Consider the following 23691-nt stretch of genomic DNA (forward strand, 5'->3'; position numbering starts at 1 on the left):
TGATGCGAGCAGCAGTAATGTGGGATGCCGGTAAGCCGTTCGACGTCCAAGACATCGACATTGCTTCCCCGGGACCAGGTCATGTCGCAGTCGACCTGCACAGTTGCGGTGTCTGCGCTTCGGACTTGTCGTTGACGATAGCGTTCGGACAGCCCACTCCGGTAGTGCTCGGGCACGAGGGAGCGGGCATCGTTGCAGAAGTGGGTGAGGGCGTCGATTCAATTCAGGTCGGTGACCACGTCGTCCTGGTGTGGGTACCTCCGTGCGGAAGATGCGCACCGTGCCGACGGGGTGATGACTACTTGTGCGCCAACCGCCGATCCTCGGCGGATGCACGCGCAGGAAAGACCGCACGGCCCTCCCCGCTCAGCGTGAACGGCACCTCCATCCACCAAGGTATGGCGACTTCGACCTTTGCCGAGCGCACCGTCGTCCCTGCCAATGCGGTCGTCCGCATCGATGACGATGTCCCGTTCCCCGTCGCCGCGATGATGGGATGCGCAGTGCCGACCGGTGTTGGCGCTGCCCTCCGAAGTGCGAGAGTGCAGCCTGGTGACAATGTGGCTGTGATTGGTTGTGGTGCAGTCGGATTGAACTCTGTTATAGGTGCCGTCGTGGCTGGAGCGGCGCGCGTAATCGCGATCGACCCCATGGAGGACCGTCGCGCACTTGCCCTCACAGTCGGTGCGACGGAATCCCTTGCCCCCGAGCAGTTGGACGAACTACGCGACATGGATGTCATCATCGACGCGGTGGGTGCCCCCGCGACCGTCGAGGCCGCATGGAAAGCCGTCCGTCGTGGCGGCACCGTGACGGTGGTCGGCGCCGGCAGGCCGGACAAGGTTGTGGAGATCAACTCCTACGAACTCTTCCATGACGACAAGAAGATCACCGGAAGTTTCCACGGTGGCATCAGTATGCACCGTGACCTGCCGATCCTGGTCGGGCTGTGGCGCAATGGACGCCTTCCCGTCGAGAAGCTGATCAACAAGACAGCAGACCTGTCCGAAATCAACGAGGTGGTCACTGCTCAGCAGAGCGGCGAAGCCCTTCGCATCGTGCTGACCCCTCAGCTCTGAGGGGTCAAACGCCACACCTTTAAACCGTTCACGGAGGTACAGACCCATGAGTTTCAGCCATAAGGAAGAATTCGACGTGCTCCACGGCGTCCGAATCAAGGGAATGGCCCAACCCGAGGAGATCGCCACGGCGGTCGGACTCGATCCTTCGCTTGTCGAGCGAGTGCTCGACGACGCGGTCGAGAAAGAACATGTGAGGAAGCGATCCGGAGGCCGCGTACAGGGATACATGCTGACGGCAAAGGGCCGTGAGCGGCACGAGGAACTGCGTGCCGACAATGTTCCGGCGCAACTCGATGATCTTGCCGCAGCCTATGGCGAATTTCTCGCCCCGAACCGCGACTTCAAAGCGGTGACGACCAAGTGGCAGACCGAGGCCAACGGCGACCCGTCGGTAGTTCTGCCGGAACTCGTCGCCATCGACGAGTGCGTCGGCAAGGTGTTGTCGCTGGCATCCAACTCTGTTCCCCGGATGCAATCCTACGTACCTCGATTCAGGGCTGCACTCGATGCTTTTCAGCGGGGCGAGACATCTGCATTGGCCCGGCCGATGTCAGGGTCGTACCACGACGTTTGGATGGAACTGCACGAGGATCTCCTGCTCGTCCTCGGCCGTGAGCGGACACACGCAGACGAGTAATTATCCGGCCGTGAGGGCCAACGCTAGTGTAGTACGCCATAAATTCGTGCTTTAAATTGATAGTCTGAAGCATGCCTCGAACCGGACGCCCGAAGGCTGAGTTGATGTTGACCGATGACGAACGCGAACAACTCGTTCGATGGTCGCGGCGAGCGAAAACCCCACAATCGTTGGCACTGAGGTCGCGGATCGTGTTGGCCTGCGCGGAGCCGGGGATGACCAACAAGCAAGTCGCGGCAGACCTGGGGATATCCGCTAACACGGTCAACAAATGGCGCGGGCGCTTCGTCGACCGACGCCTCGACGGCTTGGTCGACGAACCTCGACCGGGTCGTCCGCCCTCGATCTTGCTGGACCGGGTCGAAGACGTGGTCACCGCGACACTGGAAACCGCCCCGGCCGATGCGACGCACTGGTCGCGTACCTCGATGGCCAAGCGCACCGGCCTGTCACCTTCGACGATCGGCCGGATCTGGCGCAAGTTCGAACTCAAACCGCATCTGACCGACGGTTTCAAGCTTTCCACGGATCCGCAGTTCGTGGACAAGGTCGTCGATGTTGTTGGCCTTTACCATAATCCGCCCGAGCATGCCGTTATCCTCTGTGTGGACGAGAAGAGCCAGATGCAGGCATTAAACCGTTCCCAGCCGGTGCTGCCGATGATGCCCGGCATGCCGGAACGGCGCAGTCATGACTACGCCCGCAGCGGCGTCACCAGCCTGGGGGTACCTCCCTGGACGTAGTCCTTGGGGGAGTCGCGGCGTTCAACATCGCCGACGGCACGGTGATCTCCGAGCTTCATCGACGTCACCGGGCCGTGGAGTTCAAGAAGTTCCTCACCGCGATCGACAAGGCCGTCCCCGACGAGTTGGACGTGCATCTCGTCTGCGACAACCTGGCCACCCACAAGACGCCGGCAGTGGGCGACTGGTTGGCCAAGCACCCACGTTTTCACGTCCACTTCACCCCGACCGGGTCCTCGTGGATCAATCAGGTCGAGCGATGGTTCGCATTCCTGACCGATCAGCTGCTCCGCCGTGGTGTACACAAAAGCGTTGCAGCACTGGAGAAAGACGTTCGCAACTGGATCAAGACCTGGAACGACGACCCGAAGCCGTTCGTCTGGCACAAGACCGCCGAGGAGATCCTCGATTCCCTCGCCAAATATATCTCACGAATTTCTGACGCGGGACACTAGTGTGATCAGTGTCATAGCCTGGAGCTCAACGGGAGCCCTCTTCCGGCAATTCTGACGTCGCGTTCTCTACGCCCGGTTGTTCGTCCTGATCTAGTCGGACCGGGATGGGGGATGGACATGTCAGCGGTAACAGCTTCGGTGTTCGAACGACGGTCACACAACTTGCCGGCTTTCCCGGTGAGCATTCGAGAATCATTTCGAATCGAAGGAGAAATCAATGGAACGTCTTGCTGGAAAGGTCGCCTTCGTCAGCGGAGCGGCCCGTGGACAAGGCCGTAGTCATGCGGTCCGGCTCGCCGAGGAGGGAGCCGACATCATCGCTGTCGATTCGTGCGCTGACGTGCATTCCGCCGCTTACCCGATGGCCACCCGGGATGAATTCGATGAGACGGTCGCACTCGTGGAGAAGCTGGACAGGCGAATCGTGTTCCGAATCGCCGACGTTCGCGACAACGAGGCGGTCGCGGCGGCGCTGAGCGACGGTGTCGCAGAACTCGGTCGTCTCGACATAGTGGTCGCGAACGCTGGAATCGTCAGCAACGCCCCCATTGCCGATCTGGGACCTGGCATGTGGGGCGACGTAGTCGACATCAACTTGACCGGCGTGTACAACACTGCCCGCAACGCCGTGCCCTACCTGATTGAGGCTGGGTCGGGTGCAATGGTTTTCACCGGCTCGGCGCTGGGCACGCGTCCTATGCAAAACTCCGCTCACTACGTCGCCGCCAAGGCCGGTGTTGTGGGCCTGATGCGAGCATTGGCGCTCGAATTGGCACCGCACCTGATTCGCGTCAATACTGTCAGCCCGAGCATGGTAAACACGAAGATGATTCACAACGAGGCCATGTACCGTTTGTTCCTGCCTGACATCGAAACTCCCACACCGAAACAAGCGGAAGAGGCCTTCTCGATCAGCCCCATGCCTTTTCCATGGGTGGAAGCGAACGACGTGTCCAATGCGGTGGCGTTCCTAGTCAGTGAGGAGGCACGCTACGTGACAGGCCAGGATCTCAAGATTGATTGTGGCTTCAGCCTCGGCTGATCACAGCACACTACGGTCGACCCAGAGCAAGCGACCGTAGTGTGCTGTGCTGTGGCGGTGCTTGTAGAGCCGCACGATCCTCGACACCATACCGCCACCGAGCCGGCAGTGATAATTTTTGAACCCTTCTAACCATGCCGGTCGCTGTTGACCGTGAATCTATGTGCGTTGATGGCCTGTCGACTGTCAGGCGGCCCTGAACCACCATCGATCGGTGGGGATGTTCGATGTCCCCACCGCATCAGGCACCAGCGGCGGAGCGCCCTCTCGCAGGGCAGGTATGTCCAAGCTGTGATTCACCCACACTCGGGGTGGCGGTGCTCGCGGACGCTGACGCGTTTGGCGAGATCAAGGCGGTCGTTGAACTGCTGATGCAGACACGTCCCGTGTTCCCAGTCCAGTTGGTGCCACTGCCGGGTGTTCGGGTCTGTTGAAGTACGCGCGCCGGACGTCGTGGGAGTCCACGAAGATCGGCCAATCACCCGCGGTAGTGGGCGGCGAATCGGCCGACGTGATTGAAAACGGTGTGCCACCGCGGTCACCGTGCGTTCGACCGCAGCGGCCCCCTGCGGTCCAGGCCCGGGCCGACCATCAGCTCGCGGATGGACCAATCAGTGCCCTCGACGAGCAGTTCGTATCTGCACAGTGGGTTAGGGGGCGGTCGCACTCCATGCTCTGGGTTCCTCGGACCGGTCGACAATGGGGGCTCATGTCGTCCGCTGGCCCAAGGGGCGCTCCAGAGCCTGACGAGGAAGCGCCCGGCTCCGTCCGGGTCGGAGCAGCCCCGGCGGGGACCCGGACGTGCGCTGTACCGAGCAGTGCGGCGACCGCTTCGACGTACTTGCGGTCGGCTCGTGGTAGGCGAACAGCAGGTTTGCGATCCTGTGCCGCGTCTCGGCAATCCCAACGCTCATCCCCGAGACCTCGGCATGGGCGGCCTGCCGATGGCGAGCCAGTGCTCGACCGCAGTCGTTGCCGTGTGGGTGCTTAGCACCGTGTGGACCTGGAAGCGCATAGGGGTGGCGTAGTCGAGAGACTCCGCAGTGGTGGTCGAGCCCGGCGACGATCACTGGAGACTGGATGCGGTAATAGAAGAGGTCCTTGGCTTGTGGACTCCGATCCAGGAGAGCCGAGTCTGGTCCAGGTGTGCCTCGACCTCGCGCGTGGCGTGCGCGCGCGGGTCCGCGGAAGGGCAGGACGAACTGCTCGACGATGGCGGGGACGTGCTGGCCGGCGTCGTCGAGGACCGCGTCGATCGGGCGGGTTTGGCGGTCGGTCCAACCGGGCCTCCTCTCGCCCGGCTATTGGTATCTCTGCATATCAGTTCTCAACGTAGTACTTCGACATTTCGCAGCTGGCACTCGGCCCCACAAGCCAAACCCGACATAGGAACGAATTATCGGCGCATACGGTGTGGCTTTAGTGAAGCAGTACGCACCGTCTTATTATTGGCTACGTTGACCTGCCAGCCCCGGCAATTAGGCGTTCGAGGTAGTCGACGTCTTCACGGAGTCTGGCAATTGCGCGGGCGGGGCCGTCCTCCGCTACTGGCCCGTCGCTTCCGTGGCCGCGCTCCAGGGAGCGTCCGGCCATGTCGCCGAGTTGTTTAGCGACAGTTTCGTCGTTGCGCGCGTTCCCTGGTTGGTGCCACCATGCTATCCAATTGAGCATGCCGATAATGCCCAGGGCTGCCGATCTGGAATCAATGGGTCTTAATTCGCCGGCGCTGATGCCGTCTTCGATAACGCGAATGAATTCCTTTAGTACCTGACGTCGACCCTGCTCGAATGTTCTGGCGAGGTACGGGGGCAGTTCGGCTTCGGATCGAACGATAAGCTGGAATTGATTGGGATTCCGCGCTTGATGAAGGGCGATCGTGGTGGCCATACTGCGAAGCCTTTCCGAGGGGCGGAGATCGAGGCGGTCGTTGATCTTTCGGAGGTGATCGGCCGGAGTTTGCGTGGTTTCGGACACTAGGCGCGCGAGTAGTTCATCCTTGTTGGCAACGTAGTGGTACAGCGCGGGGCGCGTGAGACCTGTGGCGTCGGCTATGTCTTGCAATGTGGTTCTGGCGAATCCGCGTTCGGCGAACAAGCGCGTGGCCTGAGCGAAGATCTGCTTTTCGACAAGTTCGCGGCGTGGGCCAGTGTGGGCCTCGCCACGCGCATCGACGCGGGTCGATTGCGTCGCGACGTAATCGACCCCGCGGCGGGATCTGCGTTCAACCGCTTTGTCCTCGCGCGTCATATGTGAACCCTGTCCTCATGGTCGTTCGTTGTCGGAGTGGCGTAGTCGACCAGCCCGCTGCCGACAAATTGCGCTGTCAGCAGGCCCTCGATGTCCGATAATATCATCCGCGGTGACGAAAGTCTGTCACTTATGTCAATAATTTGCTCGGCTCCGGCGGTAGCGAGTCGACTCGAAGCAGGGAGTGCTGATGACCATCGATTTTAACGGGCAGGTCGCGATCGTGACCGGAGCAGGCGGGGGACTGGGCCGGGCACACGCTCACGCCCTGGCCGCGCGCGGGGCACGCGTCGTCGCCGAATTACCGCGTTAGGAGGGTCGGCTGTGGCCGACCACAGTGATGTGACGGACTATGACCAGATCGTCGCGATGACCGATCGGACGGTTGGAGAGTGGGGAGGGTCGACATCGTGATCAACAACGCTGGGATCCTGCGGGATTCGACATTCCGTAAAGCGAACCTCGATGACTTCCGCCGTGTCCTCGACGTTCACCTGATGGGAGCGGTGCACACCTGCAAAGCCGCGTGGGAGCACCTGATCTCGCAGGGCTACGGCCGAATCCTGATGACCACTTCAGCCTCGGGCATATACGGCAACTTCGGCCAGGCGAACTACGGGGCCGCCAAGTCCGCCCTGGTGGGGCTCATGAACGTCCTCGCGATCGAAGGCAAGCCGAAAGGGATTCGGGTCAATGCCCTCGCACCTCTCGCCGCAACGGGGATGACCGAGGACATCTTCGACGCCGAAACGGCCAGCCTGCTCACGCCGGAGTCCATCACGGCGGGCGCGCTGTTTCTCGTCTCCGACGACGCGCCGACGAAAACGATTCTCGGTGCGGGCGGCGGGACCTTCGCGGTCAGCGCCATGGTCGAAGCGCAGGGAGCGTTTCTGCCCGTCGATGCGAGGGCGCCAGAAGACGTCGCTCGGCAATGGGATTCGATCAGCGACAAGAGTCTCGCCTCGGGTACCGACAGCATGACCGATCAGGTTCGACACATCGTCGAGGCTGCAACTCGCGGCTCGACCCACCTCTGAAGCCCATCGCTCCCGCGGCAAACTCCACTCTTGGAAGCGGAGGTCGCCCGGCGCAATCCCGCCTGGCGACCTCGGCATTGCTGGGGTGTCCGTGGTGTCACGGCGGCATGCGTGTCGAAAGTTTTCCTGTCAGTTGTGTTGACAATTAGTCACCGCTGACGACAAGATGATGTGCATCACACCCCCGACGCCCACTTCTCTCGGACCGTCACATTGAAGCCTCAGGAGCCCTACATGTCGTATGTCATCGGAATTGATGTGGGAGGTACCTTCACGGACGCCGTCCTCGACGACGGTGCCGGAACTCTCGTCGCCGCGAAGGCCCCGTCGACGCCGCCTGACTACTCGGTGGGTGTCCTCGAGACCCTCGAGCAGCTCTCGGCCCAGCTGGAGATCTCCACCGAAGAGATGCTGGCCGACACGCACCACATCGCGCACGGAACGACGTCCTCGCTCAATGCGCTGGTGATGGGCAATGTCCCGGACGTGGGCTTCATCGCCACCAAGGGCCACCGCGACTCGATTTTCATCATGAACGTCGAAGGCCGCTTCCTCGGCCGCGGCTCGTACGAGTTGCAGAACCCGATCATGCAGGACAAGAACCACAAGCTGCTGGCCAAGCACCTGGCCAAAGAGGTGACCGAACGAATCGATCGCGACGGTAACATCGTCGTCGCCCTCGACGAGGACGAGTGCCGCGACCGCATCCGCACACTCATCGGCCACGGCGTGCGTGCGATCGCAGTGTCGCTGCTCTGGTCGTTTCGGAATCCGCAGCACGAACTGCGGATAAAGGACCTGATCCACGAGATCGATCCCGACGTGTTCGTGGCGCTCTCCAGCGAAGTCAGCCCGCGAATCCGTGAATTCGCGAGGCACTCGACTACCATCATGAGCACCCAGGTCGGCCCGGGGCTGCGCAGCTACCTCGACCACCTGCAGGGCGAGCTCGACGCACGCGGGCTGACCGGACCCCTGCTGGTGATGCAGAGCAGCGGCGGCGCCGTTACGGCAGCCGAGGCACCCGACCAGGCCATCTCAACGGTCGGTTCGGTTCTGACCGGCGGTGTCATCGGATCGATGGCGCTGGCCAAGCAGCTCGGGCACTCCAATGTTATCGCCACCGACGTCGGCGGTACCACCTTCCTCACCGGCCTGATCGTCGGCGGGGAGCCGGTTCGCGACTCGGTGACGGTCATCAACCACCATCCCATCAACGTTCCGACGCTTAAAGTCGACGCCATCGGTTCCGGCGGCGGTGCCATCGCCTGGGTCGACGAAGGCCGTAACCTGCGGATCGGACCGAAGAGCGCGCAGGCCGTACCCGGCCCTGCCTGCTACGACCAGGGCGGCACCGAGCCGACCAACACCGACGCAAACCTCGTACTCGGCATCCTGCCCGAGACCGGTTTGCTGGGCGGGAAGAAAGCGCTGAACAAGGAGCGCTCGCGTGAGGCGATCCGGACCCGGATCGCCGAACCTCTCGGCCTGTCGATCGAGGACGCCGCAGCAGCGATCTACGCCGCCCAGACCGCGCAGACGGGCGATCTGCTCCGCAAGACCGTCGTCGAGGCCGGCAAGGATCCCCGCGATTTCGTGCTCTACGCCTTCGGCGGATCGGGGCCGGCGTTCTGCGCCGCTTACGCAGCCGCACTCAATGTCAGAGAGGTGGTCATCCCCCTGGGTGCCGTCGCCTCTGCGTTCTCGGCATTCGGGCTGGCCTCTTCCAACGTCGTTCTCACCCGCGAGATGTCCGACCCTGCATTCGCGCCGTTCGACCCCGAGTCGGTGGACAAGGTTTTCAAGGACCTCGAAGAGCAGGTACTCGCGGGAATCGACCGCCAGGACGTGAAGTTCGACCACGTCGACCTCACTCGCGAGATCGACATGCGCTACGCGATGCAGCTGGCCGAGGTCCCCGTCGAGGTCCCGGACCACGACGATTTCCCGAAGGCGCTCGAAGAGGTGGTCACGCTTTTCGAGCGTCGCTACGCCGAATTATACGGCGAGGGAACAGGTTTCCGTGAGGCAGGTATTCAGTCGATCACCTATCGCGTTCGTGGCACCGGCGTTCTCGGCACCGCGCCCCAGCTGCCGCCGCTCGCCGCCGCACCCAGCAGTGATTCTTCCAGTGCGATCAAGGAGGCCCGCCCGGTTTCGCTCGATCTCGAAATCGGATTCGTCGATACTCCCGTCTACGACTATTCGAAGTTGGGTGCCGGTCACGTCATCCACGGGCCCGCGATCATCGAGGTGCCGACCACCACAGTCGTCATTCCGCACAAGCGCACAGGCACGGTCGACAGCCTCGGCAACCTGATAATTACCAACTAGGAGCTCGCCATGCCAATGCCAGTCCTCGGATCCGACAAGTTCATCAGCCGCCCAGTCGACCCGGGCGAACTGAATGATTCCCTCAAATCGCTCATCCCGGTGCACACCGTCACCGATGAGCAGGTCCGCAACATCGACCCCCTGACGTACGAAGTGGTACGACATCGCCTGTGGTCGGTCACCAACGAGATGGGCGAAGCTCTCATGCGTATGAGCGGCTCCCCGATCGTGACCGATGCCAACGACTTCGACTTCGCCCTGAGCGACGAACTCGGACAAGAAGTTCAGGTGGGCCTGTACAACACCATGCTCGTCGGCGCTGTCGACCTGGCCATCTACTGGACTCTGCAGAATCGCGTTGTCAACCCGGGCATCGAAGAGGGCGATATGTTCCTCTGCAACGACCCTTGGGTGGGCGGCGGACTGCACCAGAACGACGCGATGGTCTACCAGCCGATCTTCCACGAAGGCAAGCTCTTCGCCTGGACGAGCGCAGTCGCTCACCAGGCCGACCTGGGCGGTGTCGGTCTCGGGTCGTTCTCTCCGGCAGCAGAAGACGTATTCTCCGAGGCACTGCCGACCCCGCCGGTAAAGGTCGTGCGTGGCAACGTCGTGCAGGAAGACATCGCCGACATGTGGGTACGCCGCTCGCGCGTACCGATGATGGTCGGACTCGATCTGCGCGCGAAGGTCGGCGCCAACACCGTCGGCCGCAACCAGCTGTTGCAGATCATCGACCACTACGGTGCCGACACGGTCAAGGCCGTGATGAAGCGGATGATGAACGACGCCGAGTCCCGTCTGCGGAGCAAGCTGACCAGCGTGCCGGACGGCAAATGGAGCGCAACCGGATACCAGGATCAGTCCCACGAGGGCGACCGCGGCGTACATGGCATCACCGTCACCATGACCAAGGCCGCCGATCACCTGACATTCGATTTCACCGGCACCGACCCGAGCTCGGGGGTGATCAACTGCACCTACGCCGGACTGCGAGGCGGCATCATGCTGGCAGTGCTCCCCCACTTATCGGGTGATATTCCCTGGTCCACCGGCGGAATCATGCGCTGCTTCGACATCATCACCGAAGAGGGAACGATCAACAACGCAACGTTCCCCGCTGCGGTGAGCCGCGCACCGATCGGTCCTGCTTGGCTGACCGGCAACCTTGTCGCAGAGTGCCTGTCGAACATGCTCGAGACAGCGGATGTGACCAACGGGCACGTTCAGGCCACGTGTTGCGGTACGTGGGACACCGCCGTCATCGCCGGCTTGGACGAGCGCAACGGTGCCTCGGTTCCGTTTCTGTCGATCATGATGGAACCGATGGCCGGTGGTTTCGGCGCCCAGCCCCACGCCGACGGAATGGACACCGGCGGACTCCTCGGCATCCCGATGGGCCGGGTGCCCGACGTCGAGATGACCGAACTGATGTACCCGGTGCTCGCCCTCTGGCGGCGTGAAGAGATCGACTCCGGCGGCCCCGGCCGTCACCGCGGCGGCGTCAGCGCCTCGCTTGCACTCGTTCCGCACGGCACCAGTACGCCGATGGGTCTGGTGCTTGCCTCGGCAGGTAAGGCAGTGAGTCAGAACAGCGGTCTCTCCGGCGGCTATCCCGGCAACTCCGGCCGCGAGACGATCATCCGCTACGGTGGTCTGCAGGAGATGCTGGCTAACGGGCAGATCCCCTCGACCATCGACCAGCTCGACGGCACGACCGAGCTCTGCCCCTGCTATGGGCGCACCTACCTCGCGCCCGGGGATGTGTTCGAGATGCATTGGCAGGGCGGCGGCGGATACGGCGATCCACTCTTCCGCGAACCCGATGCCGTCGCCAAGGATGTTCGCGACGGCTACGTCAGCACGGACGCAGCTCGCGAACTCTATGGCGTCGTCCTCGACGACGCGCTCGCGGTGGACACAAACGCGACGAACGCGCGGCGAACGGACATCCTGTCCACGCGTAAGTCCCGCTCGCCACAGGTCTCGTCGTACGGCCCGGCTTCGCCGGATTCGGTGACGCGGACTCGTCGTCTCGACGACAACCTGGCACTGGCCGAGACCGCCGATGGTCCTGGTGTGATCTGCGTCCACTGCTCGGCGGTGCTCGGAGCGGATCACGAGCAGCCGCTGTCGGTGCTCACGTACGACGGCAAGCCCAGTGAAGCCGGACCGCGAATCGTTGAGGACACCTCCCTTTACGTCGACGACGACGTGGTGTTCCGTCAGCTGTCCTGCCCGAGCTGCTCGGCGGCGTTCGCCTCCTCGGTCGTACCGACCCGTCACACGGATGACATTCGCTGGCTGAGCCGCGCACTCGCCGAGTGAGCTGATCGATCGCCCGCGAACGACTGCGAGTGATCGCGGAACCCATGGGTCGCGGTCGGAGGAGTGCCTCCGGCCGCGCCCCCAGGTGGCCGCCACACTGTGCGCAACTCGATACGCAACTGTGCTGACCAGGCTTGACGGGAGTCTGACAATTATGACAATCTTTTGTCATTAATGACAATCACGGAGGTTCACGCCATGTCCATCAACAACCCGGAATCGGGACGATGAGCCCGCGGACCGTGGCCGTCCTCGGTGGAGGCCCCGGCGGTGCCTACGTAGCGCTCCTACTTCAAATGAAGAACCCGGAGATGACCGTCACTCTCTACGAGGAGTGGCCGGCGCAGGCGACCTTCGGCTTCGGAGTCGGGCTGAGCACGAGTACGCAGCAAAGCCTCGGCCACAGTGACCCGAAGACATTCGAGATGATCGCCAACTCGTCCTACCAGGGCCACGGCGCCCATCTGTTCGCCTCCACCGGATCGGTCCGTTTCGGCGGCAACAGCCAGACTGCTATCGCCCGCGCGGATCTGCTTGAGATTCTCTACACCAGAGCGAACGAAGCCGGAGTCGATCTCCGATTCGGCGAACGTGTGTCGATCGACGACCTCGACGCCGAGGTGATCATCGCAGCCGACGGAGTCGGCAGCCGTACCCGAACGGAACGCAGCGAAGAATTCGGTGCGAACGTCGAACTCGGCCGCCAGATGTACCTGTGGTGCGGAACCGACTTCCCGCTCCCCGACGCCTTGTTCGCGCCCGCAGAGACCGAGCACGGACTGTTCACCACGCACGCATACCCTTACCGCGAGGACCGGAGCACGTTCCTCGTCGAAACCGACCCCGCAACGTGGCGCGCCGCCGGCTTCGACGCCACCGCCGAAACGATCGCACGTGGCGAGTCCGACCAGGTGGCCATCGACTACCTCGAAAAGACATTCGAGGAACAGTTGCAGGGGCATCCGTTGTTGGGCAATAACACCCGATGGACGCAGTTCCGCAACGTCAAGTGCAAGACCTGGCACCACGGGCGAATCGCGCTGCTCGGCGACGCCGCGCACACCGCGCACTACTCGGTTGGATCCGGCACGAAGCTGGCCATGGAAGATGCGATCTCCCTCTCCACGGCCCTCACCGAAGAGGCGAGCGTCGAAGATGCGTTCGTGCGGTACGAGACAGAACGCCGACCCTCCGTCGAGCGACTGCAGTACCTCGCCGAACGCAGCCAGTTCTGGTGGGAGTCCTACACCCGCCGACTGGACTTCACACCAGCACAGATGATGCTCTCGTTCCTCACCCGGGCCGGCAACACCTCCCTCGAGGCATTCCAGTCACGCGAACCCGACGTCTTCCGCGACGCGATGTCGGTACACGCCCAACGCGACTTCGACGGAATTGACGCCGGAACGACCATCGCCCAATGGGTCATTGAACAACCGTTCTCCCACGGCACGGTGCGCACCGTCTCCAGGCTGACCGACATGGACAACTCCGACTGGCAGGCCGGCACCGTCGAGGTCGACATCGTAGATCCCTGGGGCGCGGCCGCAGATGCCCTGGTTGAAACCGTGAAGTCCCGCTCGGCCGACGGGGCGCCCCTGATCACCCTTACCGGCCCGCCGACCCGCCCCGCCCTGCTCGAGCGACTCGACATCGCCGAGCGGATCCGCCTCGAGCTGGGCATCCCCGTTCGTGTCGCAGCGCCGCAGGCGCTCACCGACGACCTGGCCGCCGGCCTTGCCTCGTTCCGTACGGACCTGATTTGTTTCGACACGAGAAGGATTTGAAGATGTCAGAGCTGAAACTCCTCGACGAGAAGGTCGTCCAGTTTCCGGAAGCGGACAAAGAGCGTTACCGAAGCGCCGGCCTGTGGGGGACTGCGACGCTCTCGCAAGAGTTCACCGCCACCGCCCAGCGATTCCCCGAGCGCGTCGCCCTCATCGTGGGGGAGGAGTCGTTGACCTACGCCGAGCTGGACGACCGCTCGACCGTTCTCGCCGCCGGCCTGAACCGAGTGGGTCTGCGCCCCGGCGAAACGGTCCTCCTCCAGGTCAACAACACGCTGTCCTCGGTGGTGTCCTGGTACGGCCTGCTCAAGGCAGGATTGATCCCGATCTGCACCCTCGCGTTGCACCGCCGTCACGAGATCTCCGCCATCGCCCGGCAGACGCAGCCTGCGCTGCATCTGGTCGACGCAAAGAACCCCAACTTCGATCTCGTGACCTTCGCACTCGAGATGCGGAAGGAACTGCCATCCGTTCGCCACGTCCTCGCGATCGAAGGTGCGGGTTCGTCCGCGCAGGATATCGATTCGCTCGCCGAGGGTGTCGATCTCGATCAGGCCCGCGCAGTGGTGGCGTCCATTCAAGCCGAGGTCGACCCCGATTCGGTATCGGTACTGCAACTCTCCGGCGGCACCACCGGAGTGCCCAAGGTGATTCCGCGCCTGCACGCCGAGTACTGGTACAACGCCCGCGCCTACGCCGAAAGACTCGGCTGGGACGAAAAGGCCCGGGTGGCCTACATCGGGCCGGTCTCGCACAACGCCGGAATCATCTGCGGAATCCACGGGCCGCACGCAGTGGGCGCGGCAGCGATTCTCGGACCTCCCGCCCTGCCTCCGGTCATTCCGATGATGGCCAAGCATGAAGTGTCCGACATCGTGCTCGGCCCCTTCGCCTACGCCGTCGCCATCGATCCGGAACTGACGGCGGCCAAGCATCTGCGCCGCGTGGTCTTCAGCGGCAAGAAGGTACCTGCGGAGCACTTTGCGGCGCTGACGAACCTGAACATCTGGGCAGGTCAGCTCTTCGGGATGGGTGAAGGCCTGTGCGCGGTGACCAAGCTCGACGACTCGGCGGCAGTTCGGTCGGTGTCCATCGGCTCGCCGATCTCCCCGTACGACGAGGTGCGCATTCTGCAGCCCGGCTACGAGGACGAGGTTCCCGCGGGTGAGGTCGGGGAACTGTGCGCTCGCGGGCCTTACACGATCCGCGGATACTTCGACTCGCCCGAGTACAACGAACGCGCCTTCACCAGTGACGGCTTCTACCGCTCGGGTGATCTGGCGTCGGTTCAAATTATCGACGGTGAACCGAATTTGGTCGTCGAGGGCCGCATCAAGGACCTCATCAACCGCGGCGGCGAGAAGATCAACGCCGAAGAAGTCGAATTTCTGCTCGTCTCGCACCCGTCTATCGACGAGGCGGCGCTCGTGGCTATGCCCGACGACCGACTGGGGGAGCGGGCCTGCGCATTCGTGTACTCGGCCAAGGGTGAGCGGCCGACCATTCACGACATTCGCGAATACCTCGACTCGCTCGGCGTGGCGAAGTACAAGTGGCCCGAACGCATCGAGTGGGTCGACGAAATGCCGCGCGCCAGCCAGGTCGGCAAGCTCGACAAGAAGCGTCTGAGCGCGATCGCGCAGCACTTGACCCCGGAACCCGTCAAGGAATCTGCGACTATGACTAATAATAGACAGTAGTGACAGAATTAGCTATCGTGGAGTCATTCCGCGCAGGAGGTTGCAATGACTGAGCTAGACCACGTCGTCCGCGGCGTCGACCACGCAGCATTTCCCACGTTCGATCCGGCAGCCACGATCGCGTTCTATAGGGACGTGCTCGGGTTCCCGGTCGTGCACGCCACGTGTGCGCTGGGCTGGGGCCCGTCCGCGCATCCGGACTTCGTGCACTTCTTCTTCGACATCGGCAGCGGAGACCGCTTGGCGTTCTTCTACTACTTCGGGCTCGAAAAGCCCGAAGCGGTCGAGCCCGTCGACGCAGCGAAGGCTGATCTGCTGGCTCGCGCCCGGCATCTAGCCATCCACGTTGATACCGAGGACCACCTCCGGGAGTACCGCAGCAGGCTCGACGCGAGCGACTACAAGTGCGAGCTGCAGGTCCGGCACGAGACGGTCGAATCGATCTACGTCACTGACCCCAACGGCTACTTGATCGAGATCACCAGGCCCCTGCGCGCCCTCACCCCCGAAGACGATGTCGACGCTCGCATCAGTGCCGAAGCGCTTCTGCAGGTCTCCCAGGAGGACTCACCGTCACTGCAGAAGTTCTACGCGCGCAAGGCGGTTCTCATTGCCGAGCAGTTTGCGGACGATGCTCCCGAGGTGACGTTCGCATGACCACACTGTTCGTCCTCGACGTAGAGGACTTCACCCCGCTCGCCGAAGTCGCCGCCAAGAATCCCGATGTGACCATCACTCGGCGCGGACCGTACCTGCTGGTCAGCGCCGAAGACAAAATCATCATCGATCGAAACGCCACCGGTTGCCGCAACGCGGTGTGGTTCAGCTCGGTAGCCGCACTGTCCGGCGCCCGCATCACCACCTGGGACAAGACCGAAATGATTATCGAGCCGACCGCGACCGCGACGGACGGTACGTCATGAGTTCCGATACCGCCGTCGACAGGCTCGGCGCCGGCCGGGATGTCGCTACCGTCGAGATGCCCAGCGACGTTGTGACGACCGTGCATGAGCTGGGGGCCTTCGACGGCGCCAAACTGCACGGCGTGCTCCACCGCATCAGCGGCTCCACGGCAGTGGTCACCCTGATGCACCCGCGGCAGTCACTGACCCACCACCCTATGGTCGCGTGGCTGCTGCGGGCTGGGGTGTCGGTGTGGACGCAGGACAGCCGGTCGGTCAACAACGATATCAATCTCGTCCACGAACAGGCCATCCTCGACGTGGCTGCAGGTATGACGTTCCTGCGCGAGGCCGGTTTCGACAAGATCGTCACACTCGGCCACTCGGGTGGAGGCACCCTGTACGCCTTCTACATCGAACAGGCAGCGCTCGAACCGGAATTCCGGATAGACAGCACACCAGCCGGCCGCCGGGTGGCGCTATCCGGGGCGCAGATGCCGGTGCCAGACGGCGCGATCTTCATGGCGCCGCACCCGGGTCAAGGCAAGGTTCTGCTCAGCCTCATCGACCCGTCGGTCGCCGACGAAGACGATCCGATGTCGCGGATCCCCGAGCTGGACATGTTCGACCCCGCCAACGGGTTCGCACCACCGCCGCAGTCGTCGACCTACTCTGCCGAATGGCTCGACCACTACCGGCAAGCGCAGTACACCCGCGTCGAGCGCATCGACGCACGCGCACGAGAGATGGCCAAAGAAGTCCTCGACCACCGGGCCTCGTTCTCGGTCACAGGAGCGGTCGAGGACCGGCGTCGATCGCTCGCCCCACGCATCATCACCACCTACCGCACAAACGCCGACCCACGCTGCATCGACCTTTCGTTGGACCCCAACGATCGGCCCTACGGTTCGTTGTTCGGTGCCCGCCCTGACCTGATCAACTACGGCCTGGTCGGCTTCGGCAGGCTCACCACACCCGACGCCTGGCTCTCGACCTGGTCCGCCATCAGCAGCAACGCCGACTTCGTCCGCTGCGCCGCAGGCGTCCACGTGCCCACCCTGTATGTCGACTTCAGCGGTGACCAGGCGGCGTTCCCATCGGACGTCAGTCGCATGTTCGATGCGCTGGCAGCGAAGGACAAACGGTACGAGTCGGTACCCGGTCAGCATTTCGGTCAGCCTCTGACCAAAGGCGATCCGACCGGATATGAACTCGCGGCGCGCGTCATTGAGCCGTGGTTGAAAGATAAGTTCTGAGATGCGATCCGACAGCGCAGCAAGTACTGCCACCCTCGCCGCGGACGATCTCGAGATCGGCCAGAGATACGATCTCGGGTTGTTTGCGGTGACGGAGTCCGACATCATCGACTTCTCCAACCACTGGGATCCGCAACCTTTCCACTGCGATCCCGAGGTAGCTCGCGAGGGGTACTTCGGTGGAATCATCGCCAGCGGAGTACACACATTCGCCATCTTCCAGCGGTTGGCCGCGAGCGCGATCTACTCCTCGTGGGCCGTCATCGCTGGCCGGCGCATCTCCGACATCGAACTGCCCCGCCCAGTCCGCGGCGGCATGGAACTGCACGGCTCGGTGACAGTGGTCGACATTCGCCACGACAAGCCAGGTCGATCCCTCGTCTGCATCGCAGGGCAGCTCACCGCGGGCGAGGAGACGGTATTCAGTTTGCGGTGCGAGATGTACGTCAGGAACACGGCGTCATGACGACCCGCCGCGCGGAACGCGCGAACCGCGACGGTAGACCTGCCGACTCCAGTACCAATCCGGTCGATAGGATTGGCGATGTGACTGCTGACGAACACACCGGACAATCGCGCCGTTCTGCACGGCGCGATCTGGTGGAGAGCGAGATCCTCGCGCACGCCTCGGCCTTGTTCGCAGAGAAGGGTTACGCCGGAACCACGCCGCAAGAGATCGCCGACTCGGTCGGAATGAGCCGACAATCGCTGTACTACTACATGTCCAGCAAAGAAGACATCCTCGCCAAGCTCGTCGCACATATGACGACGAACTTGGTCGAGCAAATGCGGTTCATCGAAATGGATGAAGACGCGACCGCGACAGATAAACTGTCGAGGGTCGTGACAGTAATCGTTACCGACCGAGCAAAGAAACCACGCGAATTCCGTCTACTCGACCGATCGTCATCGTCGCTGCCCGATGAACTGACAGAAGAATACTTGCACGGCAGGCGCGAAGCGCTGGCCATCGTACGATCGGTCATCGCGCAAGGAATCGCCGAGGGAGAGTTCAAACCCGTCGATGAACGCGTGGCAGCGCTGTCGGTCCTCGGCATGTGTAATTGGGTCGCGTGGTGGTTCGAGCCAGCGGACAACCATCCGATTTCACCTATCGCCGAACAAATTTCGGACAGCGCGGTATCCATGCTGCGCCGTACCGATGGCCCGGCGGCAGGTCCTGAAACACCCTTGGATCTGGTCGCCCGACTCGAGAACGATATCGCACAATTGCGGCGCTCCCTGTCCGACTGAATCCACGTTCCTATCGAATACGAGCGATCGCGCAGTAACAGGGTAACGAGTCAATAAGCTTATCGGCCGCATAAACACAATCTCGACCCATCGGTAGACAGCATTCTGCACGGCTGACCGAATTCAGCTATCTGGGCCCTCCGCGTCAACGAATTACAGGCGCACGCGGTGTGTGCCCCATCGTTTCAACAGCAGCAGCCGCAGCCACACGTGTTCGACGCGCTACGACCTAAGGACCCCTCGTGGATCAGACCCCAGTTACCCCCGCCGAAGTTCCCAGAACCTCGCCACTGCTACTTGCATTGGCCTTCACTGTCCTCTGCCTGGAGGGCTACGACCTTGTCATGTAAGGCACCATCGTGCCCGTCGCTATTGACGTACGAACCATGGGGACTCGACCCCACCGCAGTCGGCTTCCTCGGCTCTGCCGCCGTGTTCGGCATGGGAGCAGGAGCGCTGCTCGCAGCCTCGATGGGGGACCGGTGGGGCCGACGTCGAACCATCATCTGCAGCGTCGTCCTCTTCTCCGTGGCGATGGGCCTGTGCGCGTTCGCCACCTCACCCGAAATATTCGGCATCGGCCGGTTCGTAGTCGGCCTCGGCGCCGGAGCCCTGATGCCCACTGCAATGGCCATCCTGCTGGAGTTCTCCCCGCCCAACAGGCGTGCCAGGTCGGCGGCCATCAGCTTCGTCGGCGTCGGTTTCGGCGGCATGGCCAGCGGATTGCTCCCCCTGGCTGGTCCCGAGCTATGGATTCCGCGGAATGTTCGTCGCCGGATTCCCTCCCGTGCTCGTCGTCGTCCCCATCCTGATCAAGAAACTCCCTGAATCGCCGGCGTTCCTCCGCACCAGAGGACGCCACGACGAAGCGGCGACAATCGAACGGCGTTTCCGCGTCGAACCGGTATCGACCCCCGGCGACGGAGCCAAGGCAACCGAATCCAAAGCGGTCGCCCTGTTCGGCCGGTCCACATGGCGAGCAACCATTCTTTTCTGGACCGCCACCTTCTGCTCTCTGATGGTGTTCTTCGGTGTCTCGTCCTGGCTTCCGGAGTTGTTGCATACCGCCGGCTACCCGTTGACCTCTGCGTTGAGCTTCGTCCTCGTCCTCAACGCCGGTGCCGTGATCGGCTCACTGGGCGCATCGATTCTCGCCGACAGATTCGGGCTCAAGTCCATGAGCATGGTGGCGATGGGGTCCGCGGCGCTCTCGCTCGTGACACTGAGCCTGGCACCGCCGACAATTGTGGTGTACCTGCTCGTCGCCCTGGCCGGGTTCGGAACACAAGGATCGCAGATACTCCTCGCTTACGTCGGTAGCTACTATCCGACTTACTGCCGCGCAACAGGTTTGGGACTTGCGCTGGCAGTCGGCAGGGTCGGCGGTGTGCTCGGCCCACTCTACGACGGCGTGTACATTGCATCCGGTGCACCACTGAACCTGCAGTTCCTCGCCTTCGCACTCCCGGCCATCATCGGTGTCGCAGCCGTGACGCTCGTTCCCCGCGCTGTCTCCTCACGCCAGACGCACCAGAGCCCCGCAGCCGGTGGCCCGGCAGTAGGCGCCCACAACGTCGACACCCGGAACTCAATCGCGTAACGCAACACCTGAATTTGACCCACGCACCGAACGAAAGTCTCTACATGCCAGAGCAGTGATCGTCAGTACCGCCCGCTCACCGATCGGCCGCGCGATGAAGGGTCGCTCGAGGACATCCGTCCGAACGACCTGACCGTGCAGATGCTGGCAGCGGCGTTGGCGAAAGTGCCCGAGATCGTCGAACCCCTCGACATCGACGATCAGCTCTCGGCTGCGGTCAGCCCGACGGTATGCAGGGCGACAACCTCGCCCGCATCGTCGCTGTTCTCCTCGGCTACTCGTCTCCCTGTACCACCATCGCCCGTTACTGTTCCTCGTCGCCGCAGACAACCCGCATGGCTCTGCACGCGATCAAGGCGAGCGAGGGTGACGCCTTAATCTCCGCCGGAGTCGAGAGCGTTTCGAGCTTTGTGCACGGCAACTCCGATTGGCTGCCGCAGAGCCACAATCCGCTCTTCGCCGACGCGAAGGTCCGCACCAAAAAGGCGCAGGAAGAGGGCCGACACGTGGACCGATCCTCGTGAGATCGGCGAGCGTCTCGACGTGTACATCGCGATGGGCCAGACCGCCGAGAACGTGGCGCTTCTGTCCGGCATCGGCCGCGAGGAGCAGGACCACTAGCCGGAGTTTCCCCGCTAGCTCGGGGTTGTGTGGTATTTGCGCTGGCCAGTGGGCATTTTGGGGTGGTGTGGGTGTATTACCTAACTGGCTGCGCTCATCGGGTGGGGGCGTAGCGGTCGAGGGTGAACAGATCGTAGAGGCGGTGCTGGGTGTCGGTCATGTCGGTGAGCATGCGGCGGGCGCGGGGGCGTCCCTTGCCGCCGTGGTGGTAGAGCAGCACGGTTTCCTCGATGTCGGCGAGTTCGGCGAGCAGGGCGCGCACGGACAGGTGCAGGCCGGCGTGTGCGGCCTGGCGGCGCATCAGGTGTGCGACGGCCAGGGCCAGGACGCAGTAGAAGACGTGGACGCGGATCTTCGAGTCGGTCCAGTGATGCATCGGGGAGAACGAGACGACGTGGGTGTCCTTGAGTTGCCGGAAGCCGGACTCGACCTCGGACTGGGACCGGTAGGCGGCCACCACCTCCGCGGTACTCCAGTGGTCTCGGTTGGTGAACAGGATCCGTTTGCCGAAGATCCGCTGTTCCAGTCGCTTCCGGGCCTTGGTGTCGGTTCGCCAGGACAGGCGCAGCATCGCCGGAGTCTCCCCGGTCAGGGTGGTGGTGAGCACCTCACGCACCCAGCGGGGTCGGCAGATCCGGTCGATCTCGGCCTGCACGGCTGCCTTGTCGCGGCGGGTGCGCCCGCCCGCGAGGGTGGCCTGCAGTTCGGCGAGTTGTCGGCGGGTCTTGGCCAGGGTCTGGTCGAATCCACGGGACTGTTTGGCGTGCAGGTTCGGCGAGTGTGTCAACACCGCCCGGCGGGTCACCCCCAGCGCACTGACCTCGGTGTCGACACATCGCAGGCCGGGATACCGGTCCTCGTCGACGCTGGTGTAGCGGGACCTGCCGATCGCCAGCAGGGTGGGATGATCGCTCGGGGGCAGGGAGCCGACGAACCCGATCCCCGACTCCTCGACGTGGGCGTGGTTGGCGGCGGAGTTCTGGCCGGCGTCGTAGACCACGGTCAGCGACTCGATAGAGCTGGTCAGGTCCCGGTAGCGCGCCACCAGGGCGTCGAGGACGTCGGGGAACTGGGTGACGTCGGGTCGGTCCCCGGGGTAGGGGTGCGCCACGATCGGGATGCCGCCGTCGCGGGTGATCACCAACGCCAGCCCGACCAGCCGCAGGTCAACCCGTTTCTGTTTCGCCTTGCCGCGTTGCGCGATCGGCGCCGCCTCGTTGGCCGAGTCGATGAAGGTGGCGAAGTTCGTCATGTCCAATGCCAGCCCGGACAGGTCCAGCCCGAACTCGGTGACCATCCGCCGACCCAGTTCGGTCTCGACCCGGCGGAGCTCGTCCTCGCCGAGTCGGTCCATCGCCTTCCAGAACCGGCGGTGATCGAGCGCGGCGGCCGGAGCCTTGACCCACCGGGACCCCGCGGTGCCCGCCCACCACTGCGCGAACGCGGCCTTCGACCGTGGTGCCACCACCCGGTTGACGGTGGCCAACGTCATGTAGGTGCCCACCGACACCGCCGCATCCGACCGACGCGGCACGACCGCGTCGATGACCTCAGCGACACCGAGGCGTTCGAGGATCGACCACACCGCCGCCACATCCCCGAAGCTCTTGTGCGCACTGCGGACCGGCTGCCCCGACTCGGCCCCCGCCAGCTTCGCCGTCACCTCGTCCGCGCTCCCCAAATACTGCTGCGAGACGATCCGCGGCTTACCGTCCACCCGTGCGGATTCGACCAGGTAGTAGTACGTCTTGCCGCCCTGACGTTTCCCCACGATCGACGACATATTTAGGTAATATATTCCCCGGGACTAAAAGGCAAGCACCACAGGAAAAGACACGCCGACCGAGCAGATAGCGGGGAAACTCAAGCTAGGGCGTCCGCAGCCAGAACCGCGTCGAGGAAGCACTCGAGTCCGGCTTCTTCGAGCGCGAGATCACTCGTGACGCTTCCCGACGGCACCGTGGTGTCCACCGACGACGGTCCGCGCGCCGGCACCACGTACGAGAAGATCAGCCAGCTCGAGCCGGTGTTCCGTCCCAACGGAACCGTCACCGCCGGCAACGCGTGCCCGCTCAACGACGGCGCTGCAGCACTGGTGATCATGAGCGAAACCAAGGCCAAGGCACTCGGTCTCGCCCTGTTGGCGCGGGCCGTCTCCCGGCGTCACCGGAACTTTGCCCGAGATCATCGGCCTGGGACCGATCGAAGCCACCCGCAAGGCGCTGTCCATCGCGGCATGTCGATCTCCGACATCGACCTGTTCGAGATCAACGAGGCGTTCGCCGTGCAGGTTCTCGGTTCGGCTGGGGACCTCGGTATCGACCACGACAAGCTCAATGTCTCCGGTGGCGCCATCGCCGCGGCCACCCGCTCGGTATGACGGGTGCCCAGATTACGACGACGTTGCTGAACAACCTGAAGGCGCACGACAAGTCGTTCGGTGTCGAGACCATATGTGTCGGCGGCGGCATGGGTATGGCCATGGTGCTAGAACGCCTCAGCTGAGCACTCGTCATGGTGTCGAACTTCATACCCGAGTGCTGGCGGGTCGTGACGCGCACGTGGACTCATCTGGTGGCCCGCGGTCGTATCAGGGATCGCACGGGCGGTGCAGTGGTCACGACAGCGACATTCGCCGGCTAACAACCATTACGCTCTAAGTGCAA

General features: G+C 63.3%; 14 protein-coding genes and 5 pseudogenes. 17 read left to right on the forward strand and 2 right to left on the reverse strand.

The features are described from left to right. Positions 1-17: 17 nt before the first annotated feature. The 4 genes and pseudogenes from H0B43_RS36180 to H0B43_RS36195 all read left to right on the forward strand — a co-directional run bounded on the left by H0B43_RS36180 (position 18) and on the right by H0B43_RS36195 (position 3959). The gene (locus H0B43_RS36180) at positions 18-1079 is read left to right on the forward strand and encodes an alcohol dehydrogenase catalytic domain-containing protein (RefSeq protein WP_252189889.1); all 1062 of its coding nucleotides are present in this window, start codon (positions 18-20) and stop codon (positions 1077-1079) included. A 46-nt stretch (positions 1080-1125) separates the two neighbouring features. Next, positions 1126-1719: a MarR family transcriptional regulator gene (locus tag H0B43_RS36185; protein WP_185723613.1), complete on the forward strand. Its 594-nt coding sequence runs from the start codon at positions 1126-1128 to the stop codon at positions 1717-1719. A 71-nt stretch (positions 1720-1790) separates the two neighbouring features. Continuing rightward, positions 1791-2917: pseudogene (locus H0B43_RS36190) on the forward strand (IS630 family transposase). Between the two features lie 217 nt (positions 2918-3134). Beyond that, the gene (locus H0B43_RS36195; protein WP_185723612.1) at positions 3135-3959 is read left to right on the forward strand and encodes a mycofactocin-coupled SDR family oxidoreductase; all 825 of its coding nucleotides are present in this window, start codon (positions 3135-3137) and stop codon (positions 3957-3959) included. Positions 3960-5411: 1452 nt separating this feature from the next. Here the strand turns inward: H0B43_RS36195 and H0B43_RS36200 are convergent. Next, on the reverse strand, positions 5412-6206 hold the full coding sequence (locus H0B43_RS36200; protein ID WP_185723611.1) for a TetR/AcrR family transcriptional regulator: 795 nt from the start codon (positions 6204-6206) through the stop codon (positions 5412-5414). Between the two features lie 190 nt (positions 6207-6396). Here H0B43_RS36200 and H0B43_RS36205 point away from each other — a divergent pair. From H0B43_RS36205 to H0B43_RS36265, 12 genes and pseudogenes are all read left to right on the forward strand, one after another. Further along, positions 6397-7243, forward strand: a pseudogene (locus tag H0B43_RS36205) (SDR family NAD(P)-dependent oxidoreductase). Positions 7244-7477: 234 nt separating this feature from the next. Next, positions 7478-9577 (forward strand): hydantoinase/oxoprolinase family protein, encoded by a 2100-nt coding sequence (locus H0B43_RS36210; protein WP_185723610.1) that lies wholly within the window; start codon positions 7478-7480, stop codon positions 9575-9577. A gap of 9 nt (positions 9578-9586) precedes the next feature. After that, entirely contained in the window at positions 9587-11905 is a 2319-nt protein-coding gene (locus H0B43_RS36215; RefSeq protein ID WP_185723609.1) for a hydantoinase B/oxoprolinase family protein, read from the forward strand. A 227-nt stretch (positions 11906-12132) separates the two neighbouring features. Further along, positions 12133-13692, forward strand: a complete 1560-nt coding sequence (locus tag H0B43_RS36220; protein ID WP_185723608.1) for an FAD-dependent monooxygenase — start codon at positions 12133-12135, stop codon at positions 13690-13692. A 2-nt stretch (positions 13693-13694) separates the two neighbouring features. Further along, a complete protein-coding gene (locus tag H0B43_RS36225) occupies positions 13695-15392 on the forward strand; it encodes a (2,3-dihydroxybenzoyl)adenylate synthase (RefSeq protein ID WP_185723607.1) in 1698 nt (565 codons plus the stop codon). A gap of 45 nt (positions 15393-15437) precedes the next feature. After that, the gene (locus H0B43_RS36230; protein ID WP_185723606.1) at positions 15438-16049 is read left to right on the forward strand and encodes a VOC family protein; all 612 of its coding nucleotides are present in this window, start codon (positions 15438-15440) and stop codon (positions 16047-16049) included. Beyond that, complete coding sequence (locus H0B43_RS36235) at positions 16046-16315, forward strand: hypothetical protein (RefSeq protein ID WP_185723605.1); 270 nt, start codon at positions 16046-16048, stop codon at positions 16313-16315. Before H0B43_RS36230 ends, H0B43_RS36235 begins: the two co-directional genes overlap by 4 nt. Further along, positions 16312-17550, forward strand: coding sequence for a S9 family peptidase (locus tag H0B43_RS36240; RefSeq protein ID WP_185723604.1), 1239 nt, complete (start codon positions 16312-16314; stop codon positions 17548-17550). The genes H0B43_RS36235 and H0B43_RS36240 overlap by 4 nt, the downstream gene beginning before the upstream one ends. A 1-nt stretch (position 17551) precedes the next feature. After that, complete coding sequence (locus H0B43_RS36245) at positions 17552-18016, forward strand: MaoC/PaaZ C-terminal domain-containing protein (RefSeq protein WP_185723603.1); 465 nt, start codon at positions 17552-17554, stop codon at positions 18014-18016. 80 nt (positions 18017-18096) lie between these two features. Continuing rightward, positions 18097-18804, forward strand: coding sequence for a TetR/AcrR family transcriptional regulator (locus tag H0B43_RS36250; protein ID WP_185723602.1), 708 nt, complete (start codon positions 18097-18099; stop codon positions 18802-18804). A 210-nt stretch (positions 18805-19014) separates the two neighbouring features. After that, a pseudogene (locus tag H0B43_RS36260) lies at positions 19015-20404 on the forward strand (MFS transporter). A gap of 55 nt (positions 20405-20459) precedes the next feature. Beyond that, positions 20460-21019 (forward strand): annotated as a pseudogene (locus tag H0B43_RS36265) (acetyl-CoA C-acyltransferase); the annotation flags it as partial. 100 nt (positions 21020-21119) lie between these two features. On the opposite strand, the gene H0B43_RS36270 reads toward H0B43_RS36265, so the two are convergent. Further along, positions 21120-22808 (reverse strand): IS1634 family transposase, encoded by a 1689-nt coding sequence (locus H0B43_RS36270; protein WP_185723599.1) that lies wholly within the window; start codon positions 22806-22808, stop codon positions 21120-21122. 89 nt (positions 22809-22897) lie between these two features. Between H0B43_RS36270 and H0B43_RS36275 the strand changes: the two are divergent. After that, positions 22898-23530, forward strand: a pseudogene (locus H0B43_RS36275) (acetyl-CoA C-acyltransferase); the annotation flags it as partial. Positions 23531-23691: the final 161 nt, after the last annotated feature.

The organism is Rhodococcus sp. 4CII, assembly GCF_014256275.1.
GTDB lineage: Bacteria > Actinomycetota > Actinomycetes > Mycobacteriales > Mycobacteriaceae > Rhodococcus_F > Rhodococcus_F wratislaviensis_A.

Coding starts and splice junctions, on each gene's coding strand:
- H0B43_RS36220 (WP_185723608.1), top strand. CDS start 12,133: ATGAGCCCGCGGACCGTGGCCGTCCTCGGTGGAGGCCCCGGCGGTGCC.
- H0B43_RS36195 (WP_185723612.1), top strand. CDS start 3,135: ATGGAACGTCTTGCTGGAAAGGTCGCCTTCGTCAGCGGAGCGGCCCGT.
- H0B43_RS36180 (WP_252189889.1), top strand. CDS start 18: ATGTGGGATGCCGGTAAGCCGTTCGACGTCCAAGACATCGACATTGCT.
- H0B43_RS36270 (WP_185723599.1), bottom strand. CDS start 22,808: ATGTCGTCGATCGTGGGGAAACGTCAGGGCGGCAAGACGTACTACTAC.
- H0B43_RS36230 (WP_185723606.1), top strand. CDS start 15,438: ATGACTGAGCTAGACCACGTCGTCCGCGGCGTCGACCACGCAGCATTT.
- H0B43_RS36200 (WP_185723611.1), bottom strand. CDS start 6,206: ATGACGCGCGAGGACAAAGCGGTTGAACGCAGATCCCGCCGCGGGGTC.
- H0B43_RS36185 (WP_185723613.1), top strand. CDS start 1,126: ATGAGTTTCAGCCATAAGGAAGAATTCGACGTGCTCCACGGCGTCCGA.
- H0B43_RS36210 (WP_185723610.1), top strand. CDS start 7,478: ATGTCGTATGTCATCGGAATTGATGTGGGAGGTACCTTCACGGACGCC.
- H0B43_RS36215 (WP_185723609.1), top strand. CDS start 9,587: ATGCCAATGCCAGTCCTCGGATCCGACAAGTTCATCAGCCGCCCAGTC.
- H0B43_RS36240 (WP_185723604.1), top strand. CDS start 16,312: ATGAGTTCCGATACCGCCGTCGACAGGCTCGGCGCCGGCCGGGATGTC.
- H0B43_RS36225 (WP_185723607.1), top strand. CDS start 13,695: ATGTCAGAGCTGAAACTCCTCGACGAGAAGGTCGTCCAGTTTCCGGAA.
- H0B43_RS36245 (WP_185723603.1), top strand. CDS start 17,552: ATGCGATCCGACAGCGCAGCAAGTACTGCCACCCTCGCCGCGGACGAT.
- H0B43_RS36235 (WP_185723605.1), top strand. CDS start 16,046: ATGACCACACTGTTCGTCCTCGACGTAGAGGACTTCACCCCGCTCGCC.